Here is a 25,566-nt window from a genome sequence, read left to right as displayed (position 1 = left end):
AGGCCGCACGGGGGCCAGACCGAACGTGCGGAGATGGTTTTTCACTGTTTTAATTAGCTATGCTTTTATATAACATCCCTTATACCAAAGCTCGTAGTTGTCAGAATCATCATTTTGACAAGAAACGAGGAATGAACATGGTAACAGTCTATGATGTCCCTGCCGAGGAACTCATACTCAAGACCGCTGAAAAACTGAAGGGAAACGACAAGATCGTCCCTCCGGAGTGGGCTGAGTTCGCGAGGACAGGCAGGCACACTGAGAGAGCACCTACACAGGATGACTGGTGGTACACAAGGGCCGCCTCCATCCTCAGGAAGCTCTATGTAAAGGGACCGATGGGGTCCTCCAAACTCGCAGCCGAGTACGGTGGATTCGCAGACAAAGGTTCGATGCCGAACAGAGCGGTGAAAGGAAGCCGCAACATTGCAAGAAAGTGTATGATGCAGCTTGAGGCGGCGGGATACCTCCTGCCCACAAGCAAACAGGGCCGCATGATCAGCCCCAAGGGCCAGTCGCTGCTCGACAACACTGCAAAAGAGGTCTTCGACAAAGGAAAGAACTGAAGGTGTAAAGCATGACTGAAGATCCCGAATTGGAAGCACTTAGGCAGAAAAGAATGCAGGAGGTCCAGGCCCAACAGGCCAATCAGGCCGCCCAAGAGGAAAAGGCCCAGCAATTCGAGAACCAGAAACAATCCATCCTGAGACAGATACTCACGCCTGAGGCCAGGGGCAGGCTCGCAAACATTAAGCTTGCGAACCCCGAACAGGCCAACATGATCGAGATGCAGCTCATACAGATCGCACAGAGCGGAAGGCTGCAGAGTGTCATAACGGATGCCATGCTGAGAGACATCTTACAGAAGATCACACCTCAACAAAGAGAGATCAAGATCGAGAGGAGATAATTATGTCCAGTACAAAACCGGCCGCCATGAAGGGCAGGCTTAATAAGAAAATCAAACAGAACCGCCGTGTACCCGCCTGGGTCATGATGAGAACGAACAGGCAATTCCTGCGCCACCCCAAGAGAAGGTCCTGGCGCATGTCCAAGCTGAAGGAGTGATTTGGCATGGCAGATGACATAGAAAAGATAATGGTCATACCGCTGAGGAAGACCAAACAGGCTCCCCGCACAAAGAGGGCGGCCCGCGCGATAAAAGAGATCAGAGCCTACATTATGAGACACATGAAGGTCGAAGAAGAGAACGTCTGGATAGACGCTTCGCTTAACGAGAAGATCTGGGAGAACGGCATAAGGCACCCACCTTCCAAAGTGACCGTCAAGGCAGTCAAATTCGATGACGGGCTCGTAGAAGTCTCCTTGGCAGAGTGAATAAGATGATGAGGCTCTCGCGCTGCAACGGCACTCCGAACATCGGAGTTTATGCATCGGTGAACGAGAGCCTCGCACTTGTGGCTGCAAACTCCGCACCCGGTTTCGTCGAGGATGTCGAGACGGTACTGGGTGTGGAAACTATCTTAACAACTATTTCGGGTTCTTTTGTTCTCGGTTCGTTGATAAGAATGAATTCCAACGGCGCTGTCGTATCCGGAATGGTCGAATCTACCGAGCTGGAGAGGATAAAGGAAAAGATCCACGTCACCGTGCTTCGCGACAAGGTCAACGCCGCCGGCAATAACGTTCTCGCAAATGATCACGGCGCAATAATCAACCCAAAAATAGGTGCCTCTGCGGAGAAGAAGATCGCCGAGGCACTCGGCGTACAGACCGTAAGGTCCGAGATCGCCGGTTTTGACACGGTCGGTTCCGCATGCGTGGCGACCAACAAAGGCTGCCTGTGCAACGTGAACGCTACCGACGAGGACATCGGACTGATAAGGGATATCCTCCGCGTCAACGTTGTAAAGGGTTCTGTCAACCACGGTTCAAAACATGTCGGAGCGGGCATCCTGAGCAACTCGAAAGGTGCGTTGGTCGGCGACGATACCACTCCGATCGAAATGGGGAAGATAGAGGACGGACTGGTCCTCTACTGATCACCTGTCAAATACCCAGACGCCTAAGAATTCATCGAGTTCGTCCGTGGACAGCTCAACTTCGTTCCCAACGTAAAGAATGTTGTCCTTCGGTATTCCGTTGAGGAAATCATCAACGGTTTTTAGCGGAAGTGTTATACCCCCAACCCTATAGTGCATCGGGACTACGATCTTCGGCTCTACCCTGCGGATGAAGTCCTTGAGCAGCGGTATCGACAATGTATAGATTTCGCCAACGGGGATAAAAAGAATGTCTACTTTCCTTATCGCTTTAATGACATCTTCCGAGGGAGTGTCCCCCAGATCCCCGCAGTGACATATGTTTATGCCGTCCATTTTGAATTTGTAGATTATGTTGGATCCTCTTAATGCCCCTTGCTGATCATCGTGGAAAGACGGCAACCCCTCGAAAACGGTACCTTTTACTTCATGTTTTCCGATTTGAGAGATGATTGTGGAATGTTCGTTTTTTATCATTCTTGTAGCATTATGGTCGAAATGGTCATGGGAAACAAGAACGATATCCGCATTGGAGATGGGAGGTTTTATCCCGATTGACTTTCCGTCATGAGGGTCTGTGATAACAGAATTCTTCGGACCGAAGAACTCAAAACACGAATGACCCTGCCACCTTATGCGCATAGCCTCCGACATACCGTAGCTATAGAAAAACACTTGCAATGGTTGTTTTGACTTACAGCTTGAAACACATATAAAACCGCCGTTCTGCACAGAACTCTATTATATTCCTGAAACAATCCAGTTTTAATGAAGAGGACATTGGTTCTGGTCGTGGATAGGGATGACGACTTCGGTGTCAAGGGCGATGTCGACACGCCTGTAATAGGTGTGGAGGATTGCTCGGTCGCAGCGACAGCGTTAGGTATAGCCGATCCGGAGGACTCAGACGTCAATGCGCTTTATGCGGCGATTAACATCTACAAGGAGATCAAAAAAGAAGGGAATGACAACGTTGAGGTCGCACTCATCGGCGGGAATGCGAAAGTGGGCCACCGGTCCGATGCTGCAATAGTTGATGAACTAGAGATCGTCCTAAAAAAGGTAAACCCCGAAAGGGTCATCCTTGTCGGCGACGGAGCAGAGGATGAGTATGTTTATCCGATCATCTCTTCAAGGATCCCCATAGATTCTGTCAAAAAAGTGTATGTTAAACAGGCCCCGGGACTCGAGGGCACAGTCTACATTATCTCTAAGATCCTAGAAGATCCCGCGAAGAAAAAGCGGTTCCTTGCCCCGATAGGCGTGATAGTAGCCCTCATATCATCGGTCTTCCTGATATTTGCGCTCGCATCGTACTTTAATGAGGGGGCTTCCCTTTCTGTTCTGACCACGCCGATGGTCTTTTTCCTTATCGGCGCTTTCATAGTGCTGTATGGGTACAACGTCGCAGAATGGGTCTCTTCGCGCAGAGTAAAATGGATCGACAGGATAAGGAGCGGGAGCGTTTCCTTTACGTTCATTTTTCTTGCCCTGCTTTTTGTGATAGTTGGTCTGGTTGCCGGGTATCTGTCTCTTAATGAACTTTATGTTCCTACGATCCTCGAAGGCGGCCTATGGTTCATCTCAAACGCATTGTGGTTCATCATATTCGCGATCCTGATATATCAGGTAGGTGACCTGGTGGATACATACCTTTCAACGAAGAAGATCAAGATTAGCTTCATTATCGGAAGCATAAACATAGTTGCGATCGGACTTATCATAACAGGCGCTTTGGACATAATCCTTGCATATTTGGAAATGGGAATGCAGAACAACACCCTCTTCGGCCTGGAGCTTGTGGGCGGTATTGTGCTCGCTCTTATCTCGGCTATGCTGCAGCGCCATATGAAGGGGACCATCAAAGCCGCGGAAGAAGAGATAAAGGATGCGGGAAAGGATGCTGCCTGAGGAATGGGAACGTATCTACGAAGACATCCTCTATGATTTCGGATATTCCAGAACCGAAGACGAGAGTTCGGCGCGTCTGCTGAAAGCTGTGATGATGAATTCAGACCTTATCTTTGATGATGACATCAAGGTCCAGCGGAAAGCGACTGTGTTCGGATGCAGTGATGATCTTGAGAACGAGATCGAAAAGGACCCTCCGAAAGGAACGCTGATAGCCTCGGGGTCGGCTGTCGGTAGGCTGAAGGACATAGGCATCATGCCGGATATTGTAGTGACCGACCTGGACGGCGATATTATGCCGCAGATAGAGGCCAGCAAGGCGGGTGCCGTGACATTCATGCACGCACACGGTGACAATTCCGAGCTTATACAGAGATATGCACACAGTTTCATAGGCCCCGTGGTTCTTACGACCCAGTCCAGACCAGACAACATCCTATCGAACTACGGAGGTTTCACAGACGGGGACCGTGCGGTATGTATCGCAAGGCATTTCGGGGCGAAGGACATCCTTCTTTTGGGGTTCGATTTTGAGAGACCTTCAGAAAAAGCGGGAACCGACAGCGGGGTCAAAGCCAAGAAACTCTTGTGGGCGAAAAAGATAATATTCGACCACAACGAGCCCGGGGTTTCCGTCAGGCGCCCGTCTGGTACTTTTTATAACAAAAAGTAATATGGGGGATTACCGGAAGTAGAGTCTTGGAACTAACCTATTGGATCCTGTTGATGTTGGCAGTCGTTTACGTACCGATCTACGTTTGGGTATGGAGATCGCCTACTGCAAAGAAGTACGGCCTTGTGAAATACGGCCCATGCATAATGATCAAGACTAGACTGGGAACAAGCTTGATGGAAAGATGGTCCAAATACAAAAGATTCTGGAGGCTCTTCGGCATCTTCTCCATCACTGTGTCTTTCTGTCTGATGGTGTTCATCGTCTATATCCTGATAATAGGCCTCCTGAACCTTCCCACGAGCCTGAACAGTTCGGGTCTGGGGATAGAGTATGCGCTAGCTATACCGGGTATCAACCCCCTCATGTCGGGAAAATTCTTCTGGTATGCGATACTGGGATTGTTCGTTGCGATGGTCATCCATGAGCTTGCGCACGGCTTCCAGACAAGAGCGAACGATATGCGCGTCGATTCCACCGGCGCCCTGTACGGAGTTGTCCCGTTGGGCGCTTTCGTTGAACCGAACGAAGAGGACATCGGGAAGAGCACCAGAAGAGCAAAATTGGATCTTTATTCGGCGGGGATAACAACAAATTTCCTCGGCGCGATAACCGCGTTTTTCATATTCGCAGTGTTGATGATGGGAGGGATATCCTCCGATTTCGGAGACAACACTGCAGTTTACAAGGTAACCGGGGACTCGCCCGCACTGGAAGCCGGGATCCCCGCCAGTGCGATAATATTGACCGTAGATGGGCAGGCGTACTACTACAACGGCACGAACACAGTGGATTTCGCCCCCGGAAGCTTAGTGAGTGTGGAATATATTACCGAAAGCAGCAGAGATACGCCGATAAGCACTACGATCCAATGGGGGGTATTCATTGAAAATGTGACCGGGGGGAGTCCGGCCGACGGTAAACTGATGAGAAATACATTCATACGTTCGATAACCATTGACGGTGAGAAAACACAATTCTATGACATGGCCGAATTCCTTTCTTTTATGAAGACCACCTCGCCCGGCGATGTTGCCGCGATAGAATACGTCGGCAGAGGCAACGACAACTCCTCAATCGACAGTTCTTCGAAGACCGAGACGATCACCCTGGGGAACAACGGCGGAATAGGATACATCGGCGTCAGTACGACAACTTCCGGTATGAGACTCACAACACCGAATGTAACTCTTGAGATCGGAAGGAACCCCATATACGGTGCGGACGGCATTGTCGGTGTGGGCAGATCGCTGATATCTTACATAACGGGGCCTATGATCGGATACTCTCCGATCCCCTCCGGGGCCCAGTGGTGGTTCGATGTTCCGCTGGGCGGCGCTTTCTGGATAATCGTGAGCGCATTCTATTGGATATTCTGGCTTAACGTAATGCTCGGGGTGTCCAACGCCATTCCCGCGATCCCCTTCGACGGGGGATTCATTTTCCAAGGCGGACTCAGCGCAATACTTGAAAGATTGAAGATGAAAGACGAGAAGAAAAGAGAGGAGCTCGTTTCGCGCATCACCGGCTCTTTTTCAATGATCATGATCTTCGTGCTGATCGTTGTGATAGCTGTAGCGGTCATTCCGCGGTGATTCCGAGGTACGTATTATTTATCTTCGGTACATTATGTGTGTTCATGACTCTGGAGGCCATCGTCAATGCTATCAGGACATTTCCGGGAGTTACCCGCAAGAAGGCCATACATGATATCGTGAGTTCCATTTCATCGAAGAAGTTCCCCCTCATCGGTGCCTCTGAGGGAGAGGACGCCGCCGCCGTGGAATACGGCGACAACTACATTCTTTTTGCGACGGACGGCATTATGGAATCTCTGGTGAATTCTCACCCGTACTATGCCGGTTATTATGCCGTTCTTGTGAATGTCAACGATATAGCGGCGATGGGCGGAAAGTCCTTGGCGATGGTCGACGTTCTTTCCATCTCTAAGGACAGGCTATGCGGCCAGATACTGAAGGGTATGTCGGCCGCGGTCGAAAAGTTCAACGTTCCGATCGTGGGCGGGCATACCCACCCCGACTGCAACTATAACGCGATCGACATGTCGATCATCGGAACGGTGCCTAAAACCGACATCATACTCAGCAGCACAGCGGAGGACGACGACGACATCGTCTTCGTAATGGATCTCGACGGATTCTTCCCCGAGGGGCTCAAATACGCCTGGGACACCACTACGAGAAAGGATGCTTCCATTGTTCAGGCTCAGATGGACATGATGACAGTGATCGCATCGAAACACCTTACTCATTCGGCAAAGGACATGAGCAATCCCGGATCGATCGGGACGCTCGGGATGATGCTCGAGACATCAATGAAGGGAGGCACCGTCGACATAAACAAAATACCGACACCGAAGGGGATCGATCTTATCCAATGGATCTTATCCTATCAGGGCTGTGGGTTTGTGTTCTCCTGTCCCCCCGAGAACTCCGCCGAGATAATCTCTCTTTTCAAGAGTGTGAAGTGCGACGGCGCCGTCGTGGGAAAGGTCGACGGCAGCATGAAACTCAAACTTACGATGGGCGGTAAGACGATGACGCTTTTCGATTTTGAGAAGGATATCATCACCGGCTGCAGTCCGAAAAAGAAATAAAGTGTTAGGCCACAGAGGTGGACATCATATCCGTCCCAAGTTGACCGCTTCGTTTCTCAACCCTGCGACCCCGCAAACGTCAGTAGCACAGAGTAAGGCTGCTCCCGTCAGGACCTGGCCCGGTTCCCCCGATGAATGTGCGCGATACGACCCTCCGGCTGTTCGACACACAAACTCCGACTCTGCAGGACAAGATCTCATAGTTGCTATGCGGGCTTGGACCTTCAACTCTGCCGCCCCCTGCTGTCACCCCCGCTATTGACGATTGCGGGTGAAGGGCACGCCAAGCTCCCCGGTCAAGCCTAACGGCAATACCTATTGAAGGAAGATATTTAATATCTTTCCATAAAAGAATGCGTGTTTATTCTTGTTTTTTGACGTTCTTAATGGTATATTATTATAAACCCGATTGCAATCCATGTACCGTGTTAACATTTAGCATGGAGGAGAAAAAATGGCATTTTTTGGACTGACAGATCCATTCATTATCGCAGGGTATTTAGGATGTTTCTTAACAGTGGCAGCTTGCTGCATTTGGGCAGTTTTCTGGAAAGAAAAAGAAGGTGAGGACATTACCGAGGATGATATAAAGGGTGAGGAATAATGGCTAATGAGGCGGTTTCTTTCCCTCTTTTCATAGCAGTGATGATCCTTTTCATTATTGCGACGATCTTTTTGGGTTGGTACGGTTTCCACCACACAAAAAGCAATAAGCAGTTCCTTCTAGGAAGAAATAAAACAAATCCCTTGATAATCGCCCTTTCATACGGCGCAACATTCCTGAGCGCTTCTGCGATAGTCGGATTCGGAGGTCAAGCGGCCGTACATGGAATGACAATGATCTGGTTGTGCTTCCTGAATCTGTTCTTAGGCTTGTTCATTGCTTTTGTTGTGTTCGGGAGAAGAGTAAGAAGAATAGGTTTGAAGTTGGGAGCGTCGACTTTCTCAGATCTTTTCGGAAAAATTTTCAAATCGAAGGGAATTCGCATGTTTGCTGCAGTAATCATCATTGTAATGATGCCTATCTACTGCGCTGCAGTCCTGAAAGCAGGCGTGAATTCTGTTGTGACCTTTATGGGCCTTCAGGAGTTTTACAATATTATTCTGATAATTTTGGCAGTAATTGTCGGAGCGTATGTAGTGTACGGCGGAATAATCGCCGTTATGTATAACGATGCTCTGCAGGCGGGGATAATGTTCGTCGGCATGATAGTAATTTTAGTTATTACACTCATAACAGTCGGCGGATTCACACATGCTGTTGATTCTTTGAAGGATTATGGCTTTGTAAAGGGTATGTTGGATGGAGGTGTGAATTTAGCGGCATTCCCTGTTTTCAATTCAAAAGAGTTCTGGCTGGTGATATCCACATTTATCTTGGGTGTTGGAATCGGCGCACTTACTCAACCTCAGCTGGTCGTCAGATTTATGTCGGCTAAAGATAATAAGACCCTTAACAAGTCTTTGATCATTGGTAGCATATTCATGATTGCTATCGTGGCCAGTGCCTATACAGTAGGTGCTTTTACAAATGTCTACTTCATGGAAGAACACGGTATGACGGCCGGTCAATATATGCTGTCTCTGCCAGATTATGCGAACGCCAAATCGATACCTGTTGATTACATAATCCCACAATATGTGCTTGAGGTGTTCAAAAAATACAGTTTAGGAGATCTGTTCATTTGTGTCTTCATATTGGCTCTGCTCGCTGCAGCAATATCGACACTCAGTGCACTTATGCACACAATCGGCACCGCAGGAGGCCATGACGTTTTCGCAGTGTGGAAGGATTGGAAGAAAAAGAGAATAGAAGATGGTAAATCCACAAAATTCAGCGACAATATAGTGGCTACTTGGGAAGATTTTAAAGTACGTGTGCGAAAAGGTGGGAGGAAGAAAGAAAGTGATGATCAGCAATCTCTGTTCGTCAACAGATCAGTAACAGCAATAGTAATGGTTCTTATCGTTGTTTATTGTTTCCTTATGCCCAACGACATCGTTGCAAAGGCGACGTCGTTGTTCATGGGTCTGACCGCAGCAGCGATCCTTCCTCTGATGATATACGGATTATTCGGAAAGGATCCGAAGAAGAACGTCGCACTTGCAAGCATAACTGTCGGAACGGTTTCGTATTTGTTTTGGGCACTGTTCATCAACTCAGGCTCGTCGATATTCCTTCCTATTTGTAAATGGCTTACAGGAAACCCAGTATTGTTTGGCGGAACGATACAATACGTCGATGCGTTGATCATTTCGCTTCCGTTATCAGCAGCGACTCTGATCATAGCATATGCCATAATGTGGTGGAAGAACAAAAGGACTGTTGATACGGGAATCGAGGTTGTTGACGAAGGGAACGAATCGTAAATTTCCAGAAACATTTTTTAAAAACATCTTCAAATCTTTCTTTTTTGTGTAACCTTTTTTAGTATGGTTATCTATGGGTCAGGCATGAAGATGCTGGAAATGAAGGATGTTTCTGTGGTAAGGAACGGAAAGAAGATCCTCGATTCCATTGACCTTTCAATAGAAGAGAATGAAAGCGTTGCGATAATCGGATGCAACGGTTCCGGCAAGACCACGCTTATAAAACTGCTTAGGGGCGAGATACGTCCGTTCTATAATGAGGAGTCTCCCGCGGTAATGAAGATATTCGGGGACCCGTATTGGAACATCTTTGACGTGAGGAGCAAAATGGGCATCGTCTCAATGGACCTTCAAAGCCGGTTCGAAGACGATACTACAGTGAGCGAGGTGATCGTTTCCGGATTCTTCGGAAGCTTGGACGTGTTCAGAGGCATGACCGTTACGGAAGAAATGATCTCAAAAGCCCATGACACAGCGGTGATGATGGGCATCGATGATCTTTTGGACAGAACCCTGGACGGGCTTTCCTTGGGAGAGATGAGACGCGCATTGATCGCCAGAGCTTTGGTCACTGATCCTTCCACGCTCGTAATGGATGAACCTATGACGGGCCTCGACATCACAATGGCATCAAAGTTCAGGAAGATGTTCGATATTCTCATAGATTCAGGCGTAAGCCTTGTCATTGTGACTCACAGCCTTGAGGACATTCCCGACAGGATAGACCGCATTATAATGATGAAGGGCGGAAAGATATTCGCCGACGGGAAAAAGACATCGCTGTTCACATCAAAGATCATAAGCGACCTGTACGATGATGATATTAAAGTCAAACACAATAACGGAACATACCATATGCACTTGTGAGTGCAGTTGAAGGAGTAAAATGAATTACATTTGCCCGGAGTGCGGGAGCGACATCCCCGAAGAATCCGAATTCTGCTACCGTTGCGGGAGGAAGAGAGACAACACCATCAGAGTAGATCCGGCAGGGCATTTTGTCGAGCCGGAAAAGAATAAGTGTACTGCCTGCGGGGCGGAGATGTCCCCGAACGACCTCATATGCCAAAAATGCGGCGAGCCGAGATCGAGGATCCAGATGGCAACTTTCAGACCGAAAATGGTAAAGAACGGCTGGATAGGGATCGCACTTGCGGTCATAGGCGGGATACTCGTTTTCCTTCCCATCGGACCGATAGGGCCCTTATCGGGGATGTTCAGTATCTTCGGGCTCGGACACTTTTATTTCAAAAAGTGGAAGAGAGGAGCGTGGTTCCTTCTGATAACCGCGCTAATGTTCTTCATAATGTATACCGAACCGGAAATGACCACACTGATGCATTTCTTATTCTTCACCGCATCGGTGTTCTTCTTCCTTATGCAGACAATGGAAGTGGTGATGCTGGCATTCACCCCTCCGAAAACAACGGAGTGATACCTCTTGGCGGAAGATTGGACCGAGAAATACAGACCGAAGAAGCTTTCTGAAGTAATCGGCAATCCGTCTGCCGTAAAGGAATTGGAAGAATGGGCATTGTCCTGGAAAGCCGGGATACCGGATAAACGTGCGGTCGTGCTGATAGGATCACCGGGCATAGGGAAAACATCATCCGCCATCGCACTCGCTAACGATATGGATTGGGACCTTGTTGAGATGAACGCTTCCGATCAGAGAACGGCCGCGGTTGTGAAGGATATCGCCCAAAGGGCATCATACTTCAACTCCATAGGTATGGATGAGGAGTACAAAGGGGGGAACAGGAAGAAACTCATCGTTATGGATGAGGCGGATAACTTATTCGGGAATGCCGACAGGGGCGCCTTGCCCGCAATAAACGATCTCATCAAAACAACAAAACAGCCTGTGATCCTGATAGTGAACGATTTCTATGCCCTTTCAAAGAAAAGCGCCACGGTGAAGAGCGACACGATACAGATAACGTACAGAAGACCGGTCGCAAGGTCTATCGCAGGCGCTTTGAAGAAGATCGCCGCATCCGAAGGTGTTTCCGCCGACGACGCTGCGCTGATGAAGATAGCCGAGAACTCCAACGGGGACATGAGGGCCGCGGTAAGGGACCTGGAGGCACTCTCCCACGGAAGAAAGGAACTGAACAAGGAATCGACGGAGATACTGCAGGAAAGGATCGTCAAAAAGGACATGTATTCTGTTCTGGGAAAGGTGTTCAGGGAGAACGACCCCTTCGGAGCGAAAAAGACACTGTCAGATGTGGATATAGAACCCAGAGATGCTATGCTGTGGATAGATGAGAATCTGCCGTACGAATACAAAGAACCGGGCGATCTTGTGAGGGGGTATGAAAAGCTTTCACGTTCGGATGTGTTCTTGGGAAGGGTCAGCCGCCGCCAATATTTCGGCCTCTGGTCGTACGCAAGCGATATGATGACCGCGGGCGTGGCGGTCTCCAGACACGGCGGAAAGGCAGGGTACGGACAATTCAGATTCCCGACATATATGGTAAAGATGTCCAGAACAAAATCCATGCGCGGAATAAAGTCGTCGCTGTGTCTGAAGATCGCCTGTGCAATGCATACATCGACCAAAGGGGTTGCATTGGATATCCTGGGTCCTTTGAAAGAACTTGCCAGGAATGATGAAAAAATAAGAATAATGCTTGTGAGAGAGATGGGGCTGGAACCCGAAGAGCTCGGATTCCTTATCGATGCTAAGATAGATTCCAAGATCGTCAAAGAGACCTTGGAGAAAGCTTCGCAAATGAGGACGAATAAAGAAACGGAAACGCCGCGGGAAGAAGTTCCAATTAAAGAAACATATCCGCGCGATACCGGGATACCCGAACAGCCCGAGAAGAATGAAAATAACACACCAATAACGACCGCAAAGAAACCGGGGAAGAACCTGTTCGATTTCTGAGGGACCATGGACGAATCCTATCGTGAATTATTGATAAAACAGCAGTATCGTTTATATAAAGATCACGCGGCAGTGAAACTGTGCCATTGGATGAAAGAGAGTATGATCCACGGAAGACACTGCTATAAGCAGGACTTCTACGGCATAGAAAGCCATCGCTGCCTGCAGATGACCCCGGCGATCAACGAATGCAGCCATTGCTGCAGTTTCTGCTGGAGGGTCCAGGAGAGGGACTTCGAGGTCAGGGATTGGGCAGAGCCCAAAGAGATGTTGGACGCTCTTATCGCACATCACAGACTCCTCATATCCGGGTTCAAAGGCGATCCGAGATGCTCTAAGCAAATGTTCGAAGAAGCATCCGATCCGAATCAGGTTGCCATATCTTTAGCCGGCGAGCCGATAACCTATCCTTACCTGTCGGATCTCATCAAGGAATGCCACAGAAGAAAAATGACCACATTCCTCGTGACTAACGGAACATACCCCGATCAGCTTGGATCTTTGGACGAATTGCCGATGCAGCTGTATGTGACGATCGCCGCTCCCAACGAAGAGATATACAAGAAGGTCTGCCGCCCGAAAATAAACGACGGATGGGGCAGACTCATGAAGACCTTGGACCTTCTTCCGTCACTTGATACACGCACTGTGATAAGACACACTCTGGTAAAGGACCTGAACTTCGGATGGGTCGATGAGTATGGGAAACTTGACAACAGGGCCGATCCGGATCTCATCGAGCCGAAAGGGTATGTCTTTGTCGGTGCATCAAGACAAAGGCTTTCGCTCACATCAATGCCGTCATTCGAAGAAATAAGAGATTTCTCATCTCAATTGGGAGATATCGTAGGTATGTCGATAATAAGGGAAAGGCCGGACAGCAGAGTATTGCTCATGGCAAAAGAAGATCTCGATACAGATGTTAGGAACACGCCGCGCATCAGATCGAGAAATAGAAAAATATGATGTAAATGATGATCAGGTGGACCATCGGGAAGAGATAAACTACCTTGAACTTCAATTTTCTCGTTTTGTGCCTGAATATCTCCATCCCCGCTATCGCACCGAACGGGCCGAGGAACCCTGCCGTCAATAAAGTGGATTCTTTAATGCGGTATTGTTCCTTCATCGCCCTGCGTTTATCTATCCAGAAAAGAAGAAGCGCTGCGATGTTCAGCGCAATGTAAAGAATGATGATCAGAAAGACCGTTTCCCGGTTCATCTTTTCAACATCTCTTTAATGAACTCATCAACAGATACCTCCATTCCGGCATCGTTCTTTTCTCCCTTTCCGTGGAAAAAGAACGCGTCGCGGATCTTGAGTTCGCTTGAGACCCTTTCCAACTGATTCACGCCTTTCATATCATCATACATACAGGATATGAAAAGAGACTCTTTCTTATTTATCAGTTGATTCCGATTCTCATTCAGGAAAGAGACCAGCGCCCCATAAGGTTTTCCTGCGCATATCCCCGTACCGAGCACAATGTGGTCATATTTAGAAAGGTCGATCACAGATTGCTTTTTAAGATCAAATTCATCGGCGTGCAATTCTTTTGCGATGTATTTGGCTATTTTTCTTGTTTTTCCTAGTCTTGAAGTATATATTACTGCTTTCGCTGGCATTTTGTTTCCCATCGTCCCATCCTTCGGCATCTATTTTGTTGATTATTTGATGCAGTATCACCAATGGCATAGCTGATATTTTAATTATATAGTTCTGAAAACGGTTTTTGCCGGCATAGTTCAAGTAAATATGAATACTCCTACCCGAATTAGGCTGTATGGGCTACAAAGTAGAAACGATCGGTTTGGACAGGTCTTATGAGCTGCGTTCCAAATACAAAGGGCTTAAATCCTATTCATCAAAAGTGAACATTTCCGGCCTTTGCGTTGAATTCCTGACAGAGGACAGAGAACATCTGAAAATGTGGGAGGACAACTTCTATTCAATGTCCGAAGAGATAAGGTCACACGCAAAGATCTACTCCATAAGGGATCCATCGCATGAGATGAAGGTCCTTTTCGAACCGTCGACGAATGTAGCTTTCCTATACAATTTTGATTATTACGGATGGATAAAAAGTATAGCGCTGGGTATATCGGGGAATATATTGGAGGAGGCCCACGACATATATTCCGTTCACGGCGCCGTGCTTGATATCGACGGAAAGGGCGTTACCCTGATCGCCCCCTCAAAAACGGGAAAAACAACTCAATCTTGGGGGCTGCTCAGGATGGAGAACGCATACCTCGTCTCTGATGATTGGTACTTTGTCAAACTTGGCGGTGGAAGACCTATTGCATACGGTTCGGAGAAGAACTGCTACATAGATGCAGATATAGGCGATGTTTGGGAAGAGTACAAACCGCTGGTAAGCCAGGTCGTGTTTGATAATAAAGGGAGGGGGATCGCCAATGTCAGATGGGTAACGGGAGAATCTTCGGTGATACCGATGACCAAGATCCGCTGTATATTCCTATTGAAACGCGATAAAGACGATCCCGTTACGATAAGACGCCTGTCGCCAAAAGAAGGAGTTGATTATCTGCTTAAGAACGACCTCTGCAACCCTCACCAGATCATCTGGAACGATCATAAGAAAAAGGTCAGGACAGCGTTCTTCGCTGATTTCCTTTCCAAGTGCGAAGTATATTCTGTGAACACGATAAAGACCCCGCAAGAGACGCAAGAGCTAATAAGAAACACGATCATTCAAGACCTGTGATAGGATGAAAATACCGGATATTGCAAAAAAGATACCGGTTCGGAACAGTCCCAGAAAGAAAGGACATGTCAGTGCCGAAAGGACATACATGTCGAAAATACTGATATTGTCGGTACTTGCGATAATAGCTTCCCTTGTCATCGTCTGGGCCATCTTATTCGTTGCCGGAGAGGGTGTCGGCCCGGCAGAGATCCTGAAAGGAAGTCTGGGGAGCATATTCGCGCTGTTCTTCGCAGTGATATTCCTTGACAACATCAACGCCTATAACGATAAAAGAAAAAGAAAGCGCGACGAAAGGAAGGCTGTGGTCCGTCACAACAGGATCGTCCAACCCATTATTGATATGTATCTGGTCAGAAAGAATATGGTCATCACTCCTAATGACAAGACCGTCAGAAAATTCCAAATAGATTCTACCTTCACAATAAAGGACATGAGGGACATGTACGGCCAATCCGAATTGATATCGGATGTCGGTAAATCGAAGATCGAGATCTATGCCTTCCATCAAGATAAACTGAACGAGAAACTCACGAACCTGGTGGAAGAGATAAATTTCGATTACTATTCGGACCTGTGTGATGCTGCGATGGAATTCATCACCGCCACATCTTACGGCGCATCCGCGATGAACGCAATTCTTGGATACCAGGACGCGATGGCCGGCACAAAGTCAATGAAATCTGTGCTGCTGAACATGCTGAGGGAAGAACCGGAGAACGGAAAGTTCGCCACTGCCCAGCCTGCATTGAAAAATCTATATCTTGTACACCAGATGATCAATGATCAGGAAAAGGCGCTTGTAAAATATCTGAAATTGATACAGCAGATAATCGAAGAAGATGATGCGGACTCCGGGAAGAGCGCCTCTTCGGATGCGGATTACGAATGATCCCTGAACTTAACCTCAACTTGCCTTCCAAAAGTTAAGCCGTCCTCTGTCACTTGGCAGTCGAATGCCAGTATCTTAACTCCTAAACTATAAGCTCTTTCGACCTCCAGTGCGAATTCTTCATGCATCTCATAATTCGGGGTGAAAGATCTCGGCCCGGACATTTGTAAAAGGAACATGACATATGCTTCATAACCGTCCCTCAAGGATGACTCCAACTCTCTGATGTGTTTAAGCCCCCTTTCGGTGGGGGCGTCTGGGAACAGAGCCATGCCGTTGTTCTCAAGGGTCACTCCCTTGATCTCCATAAGCTTCTTTGTATTCCCGGTCTTTGCGAAAATATCTATGCGGGAATCTCCGTAAGTGTATTCGCGGCGTATTTCGTCAGCATCCTCGAAACCTGATATAGACCGTATGGATTCTTCGACCACTTTGTTAGGCGCCTGAGAATCGATGTTTACAAGCATATCCTCTTTGTATACTGCGATAAGATCGTATGCCGTGGATCTGTCCGGGTTATCGGAGATCGAAAGCACTGCTTTGACTCCGGGAATAAGAAGTTCTTTGCATCGACCTGTGTTCTTCACATGGCATTTTTCTTTTTTCCGTTTACCTCAACGTAAGCGATGAATCTGTTCGGCCTCTCTATGAACGTACCGAGCAGTGTCTTTCGGTATCTCATTCGGTCACTTTACCCAGCTGAGTATCTTTATCTCTGAGCGGGAATGCGTCCCCATACTGCCGTCGGGCTTTCCTAACGTCATGCATGCGAGGTATCTGTGGCCTTCCGGAACGTTCAACTCGTTCCTGAATTCTTTATCATTACCCAGTCCTGCGGCGAAGCCTATGAAACACGTGCCGTATCCCATCGAGTGTGCCGCCAACATCATGTTGCCTACCGCCAACGAACCATCCTCGACAGGCGTTACCGCACTAGGGTTCGCAAATACGAACACAAGCATCGGCGCATCGTGGAATATGTCCGCTTCGGGATTCTTCACCATGTTCTCGACCATGGGGTTGGAGTGTCCTGCCGCTCTTATCATGTCGGCATAAAGCAATATGGCCTTCCTGTTGTATTTTTTGATCGCATCCTTATTTTCCAGCACTGCGAATTCGAGCGCCTGGCGATTCATGCCGTTGGCGGCGTGGAATCCGGCTTTTATGATCTCCCTCACATCCTTCTCCGGGACCTTGTCCGGCTTGTATCTTCTTACGGAGGCTCTGCCGTAGATGTTTTTCAGTACTTCGTTCATGACTGGACAACCCATTACTCGCATTAATCTTTATTGCAGGAACAGCTCGGACAAAAATTTTGAATTTGAAAATTCAAACATCTGGGTAGGTAAAAGTGGCGCGGAGGGGGAGATTTGAACTCCCGGGGTGAGACACCACCGGTTTTCAAGACCGGCGCCGTGGGCCGGGCTTAGCTACCTCCGCTTAATTCATGCAATATGGTGGTCATATTTAACTCAACCGTTAACGGCAGAAATAGGATTATCACTAGGCCAGATCTTTTCTATATAACTTGATATCGATGCGAACCAGAGGACCTCGACAAGCAGAGATATGGCGCACGGCAGGGCCGCTCCGGCGGCACTTCCGAACAGAACGAAACACAAAGTCGTTGCAAGACCGGAGTTCTTCCACACCGACATCGGGATGTAAACAAGAGCGTTCTCTCTGTTCGAACCCTTTTTCTTGAAAATGTGGGTCATCAGGAAACCTACGACAAAGACGCGTACTATGCATGCGATGATCACAAGAATAACCACGACCGGTTCCGATGACAGAAAATCCCTGTTCGCACCCAGAGCCAAGAACACCATCAGGAACATCATGATATTGACTGTTATCATTCTTGTCGTGCGGTCGATCTTTATTTTTTTCAGCGGGAAAGACGCCGCCATGGGCACAACGACGAACAATATCACATATGAGAGTATTTTGAGCACGCTGACTGCCTCTCCGAGCATCACCAGAGTTATAAGAGGCGTCAGCGCGAGAGCCAAGAAATATACCACCGCTAACGCAAGCACGCACATCGTCGTGTTGCCTTTAAGATAGAATGACATCGTCACGCATGATACTGCGCAGGGAACTGCCGCAAGCAATACCCATCCATTCCACAGATCTTGGTGACCGGAAATGAAGAATGACCCGATTATCAGCGTAACTCCAGCAGAGATGCCGAAGCACCCGATGACAGAATACAGAATCGGCCTTTTGTTCTTCTTTATATTTTCTGAATTCAGCGTAAGGCCGTCCATGGACAAGGTCATCTGGATTATCAGGACGATGATCAGCAGATTCGAAGAGAAGTCCCCGATCGGCCCGATCAGTAGCGCCATCGCAACGCCCAGAATTATCCAGTACCTCATATTGGACAGGGTGCCGATCAGCGCCATATTCCACTTAAACCTGAGGTCGATATTTCATGCTTTGCATTTATCTTTTTGAAAAGAAGTCGACCGCATCTTTTATCGGGTGTTTTGACAATGTTGCTTCGAGCTGTCTTTGATACTCCGATACCCGGGAGTCGAGTATCACAGCCATGCCGTAGTCCGTTTCGGTCCTGATCATCCTGCCTATGGCCTGTCTGATCTTTCTTATAGCGGGAACTTCGCTGGTGTATCTCCATCCCATCCTCGGCCCATATCTTGCGTCGAACATATCTGACATTGCCTTTAATTCAAGCGATGGCGGCGGGTACGGAATACCCACGATGATGGTGAAACACAACTCTTCGCCCGGGAAGTCGATACCTTCCGCCACTGAACCCCCCATTACGCTGAAGAATACGCCGTTTGAGCCTCTTCTGAACGCATTCAGAGCGTTCATCGTTCTTTTCTGCTGTCCGGATTCCTCCCAGAACATAGGTTTTTTGATCTTAAGTTCAAGACTTGCGCGCATATCCTTCATCATTTTATACGAGGGGAAGAAGACCAGTGTGTTCTTCTCGACCGCATTGCACAGATCGATTATCCTGTTCTCGATACGTGACATCATCACGGGATCCCTTTTGTCGTACTTGGTGGTCACATCGTCCACATATATTACCGAACGATTCTCCTTTGGGAAGGGGGAAGGGTACGTCCTGGCGATCGCCGTTCTGGGTAATCCCATTACTTTGTAATATTGTTCGAGAGGTTGCAACGTTCCGGACATGTGCACAGCGCCTTGCTGCTCCTGCATGAACTTCACTATGTCGGACGGATCTATGCATGCGGCGAACAGGTATTCCCCGTTCTCGGATGTTTTCACTGACCTGACATATCTGTCGTTATCTGACATGACCCAGTCCCTCAAAGCTACGCCGAGTGTGTATATCTCGGAGATGGAGAAATCCCCTTTTTCAGATAGAGTGTCCATTCGTTTGTCGCCGACGCCGATCATATCTTCGATGAGAACGTTCAACTCGTTCCTCGTTACGTTGAAGCGTTTCATGATCAGGCTCTCAAGGGCATCCTTTCCGAGTCTGAATTCTTTTACCCCGAGAGATATGTTTTGGGTCGCAAGTTGTTTTATCGCAGCCTTCAGGAATTTGATAACGTCCTCTATCTTAATGCTATTAAGCGTTTCTCCCGTCTTTGTTACAGTGCATTCGTCCATCGCCGCCTCTATCATCCTCATGGTGATGGAAAAGCTCTCCTGATCCCTCGCCGCATCGATCAGATTGTGCGCCTCATCCACAATAAGTAAAAGCGGAACATCCTCTCCCCCAAGATTTGCGATGAAGTTCGTTCTGATGTCTTCCGACAATATGTGGATATATGGCGCAACGACGACGTCCATCTCCTTCATCAGCATCTTCTTCATCTCATACGGGCAGACGCCCGCTTTCTCGCAGTAGGTATCGAGTTCGGCGGAGGTGGGGAATTCTTTGAGACAGTAGCTCATGACATTGTTGATCTCCGCCTTTGTCCTGTCGAAGAACCTGCAGCCGCCTGCGTTGTCGTTCATGCTCTTTTTTTTCTTGTCGTCGCACATCAGCGAAAGCACATTGGGAGGAAGATCGTCCAAACCCTCTTTTGCAAAGAGAGGGCAGGATTTGTTCCTTCCGGTTATCGTTATTCCTGAGACCTGTTTTATTGTGGAGATGGCTCTCAGCTCTTTCATCACCTGGTCGGATTGAGATATCGTTCTTGTGAGGTAGACTATCTTTTTTCCCGTTCGCATGGCGTGTTCCAAGCCCGCCGCGAGAGAGACGATGGTCTTTCCGGTGCCTGTGCCCGATTCCATCACGATGTGCCTTCCTTCGTCGATCGCACGCCTTACGTCGGTGATGATCTCAAGCTGCATCGGCCTCGGCTCATACGGGAGGTACGGCGCTTCGGGGTTCTCTTCCTTCACCATTTTCTTCTCCGGCTGGGATCTGTTAAGGAAACTGTCCAAGCCGATGCCGGAGGATCTGTCCACTGCACGCCCGCACGAACCGCATTTTTTCTGGTTCGGAAAAATTATCGAACTGCAATTTGGACAGAATTGTTGCTCCATTTGATCCACCTCTTAACCAATTTTCAACTGGTTAGTATTGCTAACCACTTCACAACCTTCCCCACTCCCAATAATATCTATGGTCGAGAACCGCCACTTCTCTTTTTCCTCATCCCATGTTGCACGGACTTCTATGTTCTCGAACAACTTTACTTTTTCACTCGGTTTGTTCATTTTTCATCACCACTGCTCCTTCAGTCGAGTTTTGCTCGTTGTGAAAAATACACCACAGTAAAGTCGGTTTCAACTGTGATTTTGATGACAAAATCCGGTCCCTTTTCACTTAATTAGAATAGTGTTTTTTAGGTATATAAGCAAAATCGGGGGGTGTCCGAAAGTACCCGAAAGTACCGAGAACATCACTTTTTGTCTCTGTTCACATACTCGCGGATGTATTCTTCCGCCCCGTCCATGTTCAGAATCACTTCTCTCATAAGATGCTCTTCGGCCTCTTTGACCATGTTCACGGTCATGTACGAGCTTGCGATGTCCTGATGCATCCTTACCAATACTGAGATATCATCGAGCTTGTTCATGGAAAGAAGTTCTTCCAGCAGGGATATCGCCGCTTTCCTGTCTATGAAATATTGTTCCAAAAGGCCTTTCCTCTGTTCGATATCCCCTCTTACTACAAGCGCAAAAACAAGGGACATATAATCATCCAGCAAATTCTTTTGGAATAGGGTGTATCCGGTGGCGATAGCTTCGGAGAGGTATTCCATCGCCTCGTCCTCCATGCCGAGATCGAACATCGACTGGGCACTGAGATTCATTAACTCGAGGTATCGGTTCTTTGACCAATTGTCGTCCCTGCCGACCAGCATCTCATACAGTCTATCAATGTACGGCGCCGTTCCGCCCGAGAGCCCGTTGTCGACGAGATCTTCGCAGCAGTCCATGCACATGCGGATCATCTTTTTTCGATCGTAGTATTTTGTATCATCTTTGATCTCTGCAAGACGGGTCGAAGCGACGGCGTAATCCTCTGCCATTTGGCTCGGGTCTGCGTTCAGCTCCCCCCTTGAGACAAAAACACGAACAAAGCTTCCGGGGTCGACCGGTTTCCCGTTCTTTTCCATCTGAATTATCAGATCTACGGCATCGTTGTAGTCGGCGAGTGCGGAAGTGTAATATTCCATCATCGAAAGGGCGCTGCCTCTGTTGATCAGGGCGTCCAGCATCTCTTCGTCAGAAAAACCGGATTCCTCAAGCTGATTGATCCTGTCGTTGCAGTCGCGCAAAACAGCCTCGAGATGTTCGTCGAATGATGGCATCATCTTATGCTATGTTATCTTTTGATTTAAATTTGAGCAATGAACTGGATTTTGGATGTGTTTTCAGTAAAAATCATACTGTTGGATCTTTGGCAACACATTCGTTATCATTCGATTAAGCTCTTTCTTTGATCTTTTTTGCCGGTACCCCTACGACAACGCTGTACGGCGGGACATCCTTCACCACAACGCTGCCTGCGCCGACAACTGATCCCTTTCCTATCCTTACGCCTTTGAGTACGGCCACATTTGCGGCGATCCACACGTCGTCCTCGATGACGATCTCCTCTGAGACATGACCCTGCAGGTATATCGGGGTCTTCGGGTCTGTGTATACATGGTTGCCGGTGTTTATCATCACATTGGGCCCTATCAATACATTGTCCCCTATCTCCACCCTGTCCCTGGCCGTAATGAAGACGTTCCTGTTCATGTAGACATTGTCCCCGATGGAGATGTTGTATGGGAAGTAGAATGTTACTCCCGAGTGGATGTACATGTTCTTCCCGCAGTTCGTAAGGGTCTCTTCGTAAAAGATCGCTCTGAGCTTCGGGCCCAGCCCCGCGGAAGCCAAATGACTCAGCTTCTCTTGCTTCACAAGCCATTTATCTGTCCCGGCTTTGTATCTTCTGTAAAAGAACGGTGCCGTTCTTATTCTCAAATTAACATATAATTTTTCAAAAGGAGTTGTTTTGTTCTGATCCGGAAATTTCTTATTGAACTCCAGTATCTCATTTCTCTCGCGGAACTCTCTTTTCATGATGATCCTCTGTTGCGAATTTTATTCTCTTCAGCTATAGTGACAGGAAATTATGTAGCTCTTTTGATTTGATAAAGATGATGGCAAAATGATAGAAAAAATAATGACACGCCCTGAGTGCTTTCGCACCCAGAGTGTGTGCTGTTTGTGATTAAGGTTTTTTATCAGAGGTAGACTATTTCAGTCGAACCGAGAGCTGTCAGGACCAGTGTGCCGAAATCGACGTTGGTCGTTTCGCCGGGTTCTACGGTCACTGTTTCTGTGCCGATGACCTCGCCTCCGGCTGTAACAGACACTGTGTACTCGCCTGCCTTAAGGTTATCGACCAGACCGAGAGCGCCGCTGTAGACCTCATCGCCCGCCGCATTCGTGACGGTCATGGTGACATCTCCCGCGTACTCTCTTGCCAGCGGTCCTTCCTTATGGTCCAATGCCCAACCTGTTTGTACAAGCGGCAAGAGGGTCCATTCGCCCTTATCCACATGGAAGAACAAGTAGACAGTGTCGCCTGCAGGCAGATCGCATGACTGCACTTCGACTCTGAAATGCTTCAGCGAACTGTCGTTGGGGTTGTCGGTCCATGGTGTATCGGACACCTTGATGCCAAACCCTTCTCCCGACCCGAATAGGCTGCTGCTGCATGTGACGACGATCTTATCTCCGACTATCTTCACATTGTATGTGTAGCCGATGCTTGTGTTCGATGGGTCAGACTTAGCGATACCTATGTTTGCACCAGCGTCTCCGAGGGCCCTCAGTGTCCCCACATCTATCTTCAGATAGGTGAATCCGTTGTTGACAACGGCTCCTGTGAAGCCATCGGGCAGATCGGCACGGTTAACGGCCCAGCTTACCAATGTATCGGGACCGGCGGTCTTGTACACTGGCTTGTAGTACCACTTGTAGTAGTTCTCCTGCACATCGGCGGTCACCTTGAGTGCGCCGGGTGCGAGGTAGTTGGTGAAGACAAACATGTTCTGCTGCGCAATTACCGTGCCTTCCTCGACCGCTACGATCTCAAAGGATTCTCCTGCGGTGGATACATATCTGGAACTCTGGGTCACCTCAGAGACGTAGTATATCTCGCCGGGTATGATGTCTTCGGAAGGTCCGAATGTTACGATACCGTTCGCATTCGATGTTGCGTTGGCAATGAAGTTACCGTCTGAGTCATAGGCTGCAAAGGTGAAGTCCGCTCCGGCAGAAGAAGTGCCGTCGATGTTCTCGACCATTTTCTGGAATGAGAACTCTCCCTGTACCTTATTCTCGCCAGGTATGTTCACCGCTCTGACGACCGTGTTGTTCTCGCCGACGACCGTTACCTTGACGGAAGGTGTTGTTACTGCGCTTCCTCCGTCCACGTAATAGGTTGCGGTCCATCCGCTGGCAATCTCTTTTACAGTGTATTCGCCGGGGATGAGGTCAGTGAGCGTTACTGAGCTGTTGGCCGTAACGCTGACTAATTCGCCGTTCGGGAAGCTCGGGCCGGTCACTTTGAAGTCAAATGCCGCTCCGATCGGAGCACCAAAGGTGTTCTCGTATCCGCTGAGACCGTCAAGGTGTATGTATACGAAAACCGGATTCTTCAGGTTCAGCCACGTTGCATTGAATGTGAACGAGTTTCCGCTGAAGGCGATCTGCTGCTGACCGGGTGCTGTCGTCCAGATGTTGTTCTTGTTGTAGTTCTTGTCGTTGGTGTTCTTAGCGGCCAGGATAGTGTTCGAAATGGACAGGTGTGCGCTGTTCGTCGACATTTGGTCGTTGAAGGTCACTGTGAAGCTTGTCCCGCCGTTGTATGTTATAGTATAGTTGCCGACTTGAGTGAGTTTGTCTCCCTGCACAAGTGCAAAGTTATAACTGTCGCCTGCGTTGGCGAACGTCATGCCGGCCGTTTTGTTGTCGGCGGCACCGCCGTTCCACTGGAACCAGTTAACGCCACCCTCACCGAGTTTTGTAGCCAGGTCATGTGCGTATATTGTGTGGTCCCATGTCTCCTTACCGTTCTTTGCGACCGTTGGCTTCGCTTCGGTCGGATAACCGCCTGTTATCGAGCCGGGGTAGCTGGCCTTGTTGCCAAGATCCTTGGCGATCGTAAGGCTGCCGAAGGTCGGCTCAACATAGTTTGTCGGGCCGAAGATCGGGACGATCTGAGGCTGGTGCGAGACCGTGTCGTCCGGGAAATTGGGGCCGACCAGGTAAACGAGGTCTGTTATTGCTCCGCTTCCGGTGTAGCCGGCCGCAACAGCGGCAAGTATCTCTGCTACGGCATCGTCAAAGACACCAAAACAGGGGCTGTAATCCGGGCCGCCGGGGTTAGCATACATAGCCTTAATCACATCGATATTGTCATCCATCAGCATCCATATTGCGATCTGAGAAAGGACATTGGTTGTGCCCTCTACCGTTATCGGCCTGTCGTAAGGCTGCCCAAGCTGACCGTTCCATCCGATCTGATTGTCAACTTGCCACGAATCGATGCTTCCGTATTTGTCGTAGATGTAGTTAAGTGCCGAAAGGATGTTCGCCTTCAGCACCGGATCAAGAGCGCCTGCCTGATAGCTGTCGTCCTGTCCGAAGGATTTCGAGCCGTAATGGGCACAGAACGCTGTGTATGCGCTGTAATTGTTCGGATCCAAAGAGTCCCTGACCGTAATATCAAGAACTGAGTTGCTTCCTCCTATTCCTTTCATGTCGCCCCAGAATCCACCGTCTGTGAACCAGGTGTTGACGACGACTTCGCCTTTCCCAAGGACCCACTGATCAGATATCCAATACTGAGCATTTGGGTCAAAATTGCCACCTGTCGGGCCACTTCCGACAGGCGCCGCCTCGGATGTCGTTGAATGGCTCAGTGGTACAAGTGCTGTCAGCACCATCACCATGACCACGACAAATGCAGCAATTGCAATCGTATTTTTTCTCATGTGTATTTCCTCCCTATACC

Annotated in this window: 28 protein-coding genes, 1 tRNA gene and 1 other RNA gene; 17 read left to right on the top strand and 13 right to left on the bottom strand. The window is 48.5% G+C overall.

Going from position 1 to position 25,566, the window contains the following annotated elements; translation table 11 throughout:
* Window positions 1-137 precede the first annotated feature (137 nt).
* From Mpt1_RS02360 to Mpt1_RS02340, 5 genes are read left to right on the top strand one after another with little or no spacing between them, the layout of a single operon-like run.
* The gene (locus Mpt1_RS02360; protein ID WP_048113690.1) at window positions 138-566 is read left to right on the top strand and encodes a 30S ribosomal protein S19e; all 429 of its coding nucleotides are present in this window, start codon (window positions 138-140) and stop codon (window positions 564-566) included.
* Between the two features lie 11 nt (window positions 567-577).
* Window positions 578-910 carry a DNA-binding protein gene (locus Mpt1_RS02355; RefSeq protein WP_048111736.1) on the top strand — a complete coding sequence of 111 codons (333 nt, stop codon included), beginning with the start codon at window positions 578-580 and terminating at the stop codon, window positions 908-910.
* A gap of 2 nt (window positions 911-912) precedes the next feature.
* Entirely contained in the window at window positions 913-1,068 is a 156-nt protein-coding gene (locus Mpt1_RS02350; protein WP_048111734.1) for a 50S ribosomal protein L39e, read from the top strand.
* Between the two features lie 6 nt (window positions 1,069-1,074).
* Window positions 1,075-1,338, top strand: coding sequence for a 50S ribosomal protein L31e (locus tag Mpt1_RS02345; protein ID WP_048111731.1), 264 nt, complete (start codon window positions 1,075-1,077; stop codon window positions 1,336-1,338).
* Window positions 1,339-1,343: 5 nt separating this feature from the next.
* The gene (locus tag Mpt1_RS02340) at window positions 1,344-2,003 is read left to right on the top strand and encodes a translation initiation factor IF-6 (protein ID WP_048113688.1); all 660 of its coding nucleotides are present in this window, start codon (window positions 1,344-1,346) and stop codon (window positions 2,001-2,003) included.
* Here Mpt1_RS02340 and Mpt1_RS02335 read toward each other — a convergent pair whose 3' ends face one another.
* Window positions 2,004-2,645 (bottom strand): MBL fold metallo-hydrolase, encoded by a 642-nt coding sequence (locus tag Mpt1_RS02335; RefSeq protein WP_048113686.1) that lies wholly within the window; start codon window positions 2,643-2,645, stop codon window positions 2,004-2,006.
* 126 nt (window positions 2,646-2,771) lie between these two features.
* On the opposite strand from Mpt1_RS02335, the gene Mpt1_RS02330 reads away from it, so the two are divergent.
* From Mpt1_RS02330 to Mpt1_RS02315, 4 genes are read left to right on the top strand one after another with little or no spacing between them, the layout of a single operon-like run.
* The gene (locus Mpt1_RS02330) at window positions 2,772-3,914 is read left to right on the top strand and encodes a DUF373 family protein (protein ID WP_048111729.1); all 1,143 of its coding nucleotides are present in this window, start codon (window positions 2,772-2,774) and stop codon (window positions 3,912-3,914) included.
* Entirely contained in the window at window positions 3,892-4,587 is a 696-nt protein-coding gene (locus Mpt1_RS02325) for a 6-hydroxymethylpterin diphosphokinase MptE-like protein (protein ID WP_238603140.1), read from the top strand. The genes Mpt1_RS02330 and Mpt1_RS02325 overlap by 23 nt, the downstream gene beginning before the upstream one ends.
* Window positions 4,588-4,613: 26 nt before the next feature.
* The gene (locus Mpt1_RS02320) at window positions 4,614-6,182 is read left to right on the top strand and encodes a site-2 protease family protein (RefSeq protein WP_048111727.1); all 1,569 of its coding nucleotides are present in this window, start codon (window positions 4,614-4,616) and stop codon (window positions 6,180-6,182) included.
* Between the two features lie 44 nt (window positions 6,183-6,226).
* Window positions 6,227-7,204 (top strand): methanogenesis marker 2 protein, encoded by a 978-nt coding sequence (locus tag Mpt1_RS02315; RefSeq protein WP_048111726.1) that lies wholly within the window; start codon window positions 6,227-6,229, stop codon window positions 7,202-7,204.
* A 2-nt stretch (window positions 7,205-7,206) separates the two neighbouring features.
* Here Mpt1_RS02315 and ffs read toward each other — a convergent pair.
* An RNA gene (ffs, locus tag Mpt1_RS07410) (signal recognition particle sRNA) lies at window positions 7,207-7,512 on the bottom strand.
* 146 nt (window positions 7,513-7,658) lie between these two features.
* On the opposite strand from ffs, the gene Mpt1_RS07685 reads away from it, so the two are divergent.
* The 6 genes from Mpt1_RS07685 (at window position 7,659) to twy1 (ending at window position 13,436) form a co-directional block, all read left to right on the top strand.
* Window positions 7,659-7,808, top strand: a complete 150-nt coding sequence (locus Mpt1_RS07685; protein ID WP_158386738.1) for a hypothetical protein — start codon at window positions 7,659-7,661, stop codon at window positions 7,806-7,808.
* The gene (locus Mpt1_RS02310) at window positions 7,808-9,574 is read left to right on the top strand and encodes a sodium:solute symporter family protein (RefSeq protein ID WP_082007223.1); all 1,767 of its coding nucleotides are present in this window, start codon (window positions 7,808-7,810) and stop codon (window positions 9,572-9,574) included. The genes Mpt1_RS07685 and Mpt1_RS02310 overlap by 1 nt, the downstream gene beginning before the upstream one ends.
* An 84-nt stretch (window positions 9,575-9,658) precedes the next feature.
* The gene (locus Mpt1_RS02305) at window positions 9,659-10,441 is read left to right on the top strand and encodes an ABC transporter ATP-binding protein (protein ID WP_052399243.1); all 783 of its coding nucleotides are present in this window, start codon (window positions 9,659-9,661) and stop codon (window positions 10,439-10,441) included.
* Window positions 10,442-10,460: 19 nt separating this feature from the next.
* Window positions 10,461-11,009 carry a zinc ribbon domain-containing protein gene (locus tag Mpt1_RS02300; RefSeq protein ID WP_048111723.1) on the top strand — a complete coding sequence of 183 codons (549 nt, stop codon included), beginning with the start codon at window positions 10,461-10,463 and terminating at the stop codon, window positions 11,007-11,009.
* A 6-nt stretch (window positions 11,010-11,015) separates the two neighbouring features.
* Complete coding sequence (locus Mpt1_RS02295; RefSeq protein ID WP_048111719.1) at window positions 11,016-12,470, top strand: replication factor C large subunit; 1,455 nt, start codon at window positions 11,016-11,018, stop codon at window positions 12,468-12,470.
* Window positions 12,471-12,476: 6 nt separating this feature from the next.
* Window positions 12,477-13,436, top strand: coding sequence for a 4-demethylwyosine synthase TYW1 (twy1, locus tag Mpt1_RS02290; RefSeq protein WP_048111717.1), 960 nt, complete (start codon window positions 12,477-12,479; stop codon window positions 13,434-13,436).
* On the opposite strand, the gene Mpt1_RS02285 is transcribed toward twy1, so the two are convergent.
* Together Mpt1_RS02285 and Mpt1_RS02280 are read right to left on the bottom strand one after the other, a co-directional pair.
* Window positions 13,411-13,692: a DUF1294 domain-containing protein gene (locus tag Mpt1_RS02285; protein WP_048111715.1), complete on the bottom strand. Its 282-nt coding sequence runs from the start codon at window positions 13,690-13,692 to the stop codon at window positions 13,411-13,413. The genes twy1 and Mpt1_RS02285 overlap by 26 nt on opposite strands.
* Window positions 13,689-14,096, bottom strand: coding sequence for a flavodoxin family protein (locus Mpt1_RS02280; protein ID WP_158386736.1), 408 nt, complete (start codon window positions 14,094-14,096; stop codon window positions 13,689-13,691). Before Mpt1_RS02280 ends, Mpt1_RS02285 begins: the two co-directional genes overlap by 4 nt.
* A gap of 158 nt (window positions 14,097-14,254) precedes the next feature.
* On the opposite strand from Mpt1_RS02280, the gene Mpt1_RS02275 reads away from it, so the two are divergent.
* Window positions 14,255-15,199, top strand: coding sequence for an HPr kinase/phosphorylase (locus Mpt1_RS02275; RefSeq protein WP_048111713.1), 945 nt, complete (start codon window positions 14,255-14,257; stop codon window positions 15,197-15,199).
* Between the two features lie 4 nt (window positions 15,200-15,203).
* Window positions 15,204-16,091, top strand: a complete 888-nt coding sequence (locus tag Mpt1_RS02270) for a hypothetical protein (RefSeq protein ID WP_048111711.1) — start codon at window positions 15,204-15,206, stop codon at window positions 16,089-16,091.
* Here the strand turns inward: Mpt1_RS02270 and sfsA are convergent.
* The 9 genes from sfsA to Mpt1_RS02230 all read right to left on the bottom strand — a co-directional run bounded on the left by sfsA (window position 16,082) and on the right by Mpt1_RS02230 (window position 25,546).
* Window positions 16,082-16,678 (bottom strand): DNA/RNA nuclease SfsA, encoded by a 597-nt coding sequence (gene sfsA, locus Mpt1_RS02265; protein WP_202965157.1) that lies wholly within the window; start codon window positions 16,676-16,678, stop codon window positions 16,082-16,084. The two genes, Mpt1_RS02270 and sfsA, sit on opposite strands and share 10 nt — an antisense overlap.
* 99 nt (window positions 16,679-16,777) lie before the next feature.
* Window positions 16,778-17,347 (bottom strand): nitroreductase family protein, encoded by a 570-nt coding sequence (locus tag Mpt1_RS02260; protein ID WP_048111708.1) that lies wholly within the window; start codon window positions 17,345-17,347, stop codon window positions 16,778-16,780.
* Between the two features lie 96 nt (window positions 17,348-17,443).
* Window positions 17,444-17,531: transfer RNA gene (locus Mpt1_RS02255), tRNA-Ser, on the bottom strand.
* Between the two features lie 32 nt (window positions 17,532-17,563).
* Complete coding sequence (locus Mpt1_RS02250) at window positions 17,564-18,499, bottom strand: bile acid:sodium symporter family protein (RefSeq protein WP_048111707.1); 936 nt, start codon at window positions 18,497-18,499, stop codon at window positions 17,564-17,566.
* 40 nt (window positions 18,500-18,539) lie between these two features.
* Entirely contained in the window at window positions 18,540-20,510 is a 1,971-nt protein-coding gene (locus Mpt1_RS02245; RefSeq protein WP_238603139.1) for an ATP-dependent DNA helicase, read from the bottom strand.
* Window positions 20,511-20,600: 90 nt separating this feature from the next.
* Window positions 20,601-20,762 carry a hypothetical protein gene (locus Mpt1_RS07680; protein ID WP_158386734.1) on the bottom strand — a complete coding sequence of 54 codons (162 nt, stop codon included), beginning with the start codon at window positions 20,760-20,762 and terminating at the stop codon, window positions 20,601-20,603.
* Window positions 20,763-20,947: 185 nt separating this feature from the next.
* Window positions 20,948-21,865 (bottom strand): hypothetical protein, encoded by a 918-nt coding sequence (locus tag Mpt1_RS02240; protein ID WP_052399241.1) that lies wholly within the window; start codon window positions 21,863-21,865, stop codon window positions 20,948-20,950.
* Window positions 21,866-21,977: 112 nt separating this feature from the next.
* Window positions 21,978-22,622 (bottom strand): acyltransferase, encoded by a 645-nt coding sequence (locus tag Mpt1_RS07780; protein ID WP_052399240.1) that lies wholly within the window; start codon window positions 22,620-22,622, stop codon window positions 21,978-21,980.
* 164 nt (window positions 22,623-22,786) lie between these two features.
* Window positions 22,787-25,546 (bottom strand): SpaA isopeptide-forming pilin-related protein, encoded by a 2,760-nt coding sequence (locus tag Mpt1_RS02230; RefSeq protein WP_048111703.1) that lies wholly within the window; start codon window positions 25,544-25,546, stop codon window positions 22,787-22,789.
* Window positions 25,547-25,566 lie beyond the last annotated feature (20 nt).

The organism is Candidatus Methanoplasma termitum (assembly GCF_000800805.1).
Lineage (GTDB): Archaea > Thermoplasmatota > Thermoplasmata > Methanomassiliicoccales > Methanomethylophilaceae > Methanoplasma > Methanoplasma termitum.
This window is presented reverse-complemented; position numbering and strand designations above follow the sequence as displayed.

Excerpts from the sequence above, each read along its gene's own strand:
- Mpt1_RS02250 (WP_048111707.1), bottom strand. The coding sequence starts at position 18,499 with ATGGCGCTGATCGGCACCCTGTCCAATATGAGGTACTGGATAATTCTG.
- Mpt1_RS02240 (WP_052399241.1), bottom strand. The coding sequence starts at position 21,865 with ATGATGCCATCATTCGACGAACATCTCGAGGCTGTTTTGCGCGACTGC.
- Mpt1_RS02310 (WP_082007223.1), top strand. The coding sequence starts at position 7,808 with ATGGCTAATGAGGCGGTTTCTTTCCCTCTTTTCATAGCAGTGATGATC.
- Mpt1_RS02300 (WP_048111723.1), top strand. The coding sequence starts at position 10,461 with ATGAATTACATTTGCCCGGAGTGCGGGAGCGACATCCCCGAAGAATCC.
- Mpt1_RS02270 (WP_048111711.1), top strand. The coding sequence starts at position 15,204 with ATGAAAATACCGGATATTGCAAAAAAGATACCGGTTCGGAACAGTCCC.
- Mpt1_RS02330 (WP_048111729.1), top strand. The coding sequence starts at position 2,772 with ATGAAGAGGACATTGGTTCTGGTCGTGGATAGGGATGACGACTTCGGT.
- Mpt1_RS02285 (WP_048111715.1), bottom strand. The coding sequence starts at position 13,692 with ATGAACCGGGAAACGGTCTTTCTGATCATCATTCTTTACATTGCGCTG.
- Mpt1_RS02230 (WP_048111703.1), bottom strand. The coding sequence starts at position 25,546 with ATGAGAAAAAATACGATTGCAATTGCTGCATTTGTCGTGGTCATGGTG.
- Mpt1_RS02260 (WP_048111708.1), bottom strand. The coding sequence starts at position 17,347 with ATGAACGAAGTACTGAAAAACATCTACGGCAGAGCCTCCGTAAGAAGA.
- Mpt1_RS02275 (WP_048111713.1), top strand. The coding sequence starts at position 14,255 with ATGGGCTACAAAGTAGAAACGATCGGTTTGGACAGGTCTTATGAGCTG.
- Mpt1_RS02315 (WP_048111726.1), top strand. The coding sequence starts at position 6,227 with ATGACTCTGGAGGCCATCGTCAATGCTATCAGGACATTTCCGGGAGTT.
- twy1 (WP_048111717.1), top strand. The coding sequence starts at position 12,477 with ATGGACGAATCCTATCGTGAATTATTGATAAAACAGCAGTATCGTTTA.
- Mpt1_RS02350 (WP_048111734.1), top strand. The coding sequence starts at position 913 with ATGTCCAGTACAAAACCGGCCGCCATGAAGGGCAGGCTTAATAAGAAA.
- Mpt1_RS02340 (WP_048113688.1), top strand. The coding sequence starts at position 1,344 with ATGATGAGGCTCTCGCGCTGCAACGGCACTCCGAACATCGGAGTTTAT.
- Mpt1_RS07685 (WP_158386738.1), top strand. The coding sequence starts at position 7,659 with ATGGCATTTTTTGGACTGACAGATCCATTCATTATCGCAGGGTATTTA.
- Mpt1_RS02280 (WP_158386736.1), bottom strand. The coding sequence starts at position 14,096 with ATGCCAGCGAAAGCAGTAATATATACTTCAAGACTAGGAAAAACAAGA.
- Mpt1_RS02355 (WP_048111736.1), top strand. The coding sequence starts at position 578 with ATGACTGAAGATCCCGAATTGGAAGCACTTAGGCAGAAAAGAATGCAG.
- Mpt1_RS02335 (WP_048113686.1), bottom strand. The coding sequence starts at position 2,645 with ATGCGCATAAGGTGGCAGGGTCATTCGTGTTTTGAGTTCTTCGGTCCG.
- Mpt1_RS02305 (WP_052399243.1), top strand. The coding sequence starts at position 9,659 with ATGAAGATGCTGGAAATGAAGGATGTTTCTGTGGTAAGGAACGGAAAG.
- Mpt1_RS02325 (WP_238603140.1), top strand. The coding sequence starts at position 3,892 with ATGCGGGAAAGGATGCTGCCTGAGGAATGGGAACGTATCTACGAAGAC.
- Mpt1_RS02345 (WP_048111731.1), top strand. The coding sequence starts at position 1,075 with ATGGCAGATGACATAGAAAAGATAATGGTCATACCGCTGAGGAAGACC.
- Mpt1_RS07780 (WP_052399240.1), bottom strand. The coding sequence starts at position 22,622 with ATGAAAAGAGAGTTCCGCGAGAGAAATGAGATACTGGAGTTCAATAAG.
- Mpt1_RS02360 (WP_048113690.1), top strand. The coding sequence starts at position 138 with ATGGTAACAGTCTATGATGTCCCTGCCGAGGAACTCATACTCAAGACC.
- Mpt1_RS07680 (WP_158386734.1), bottom strand. The coding sequence starts at position 20,762 with ATGAACAAACCGAGTGAAAAAGTAAAGTTGTTCGAGAACATAGAAGTC.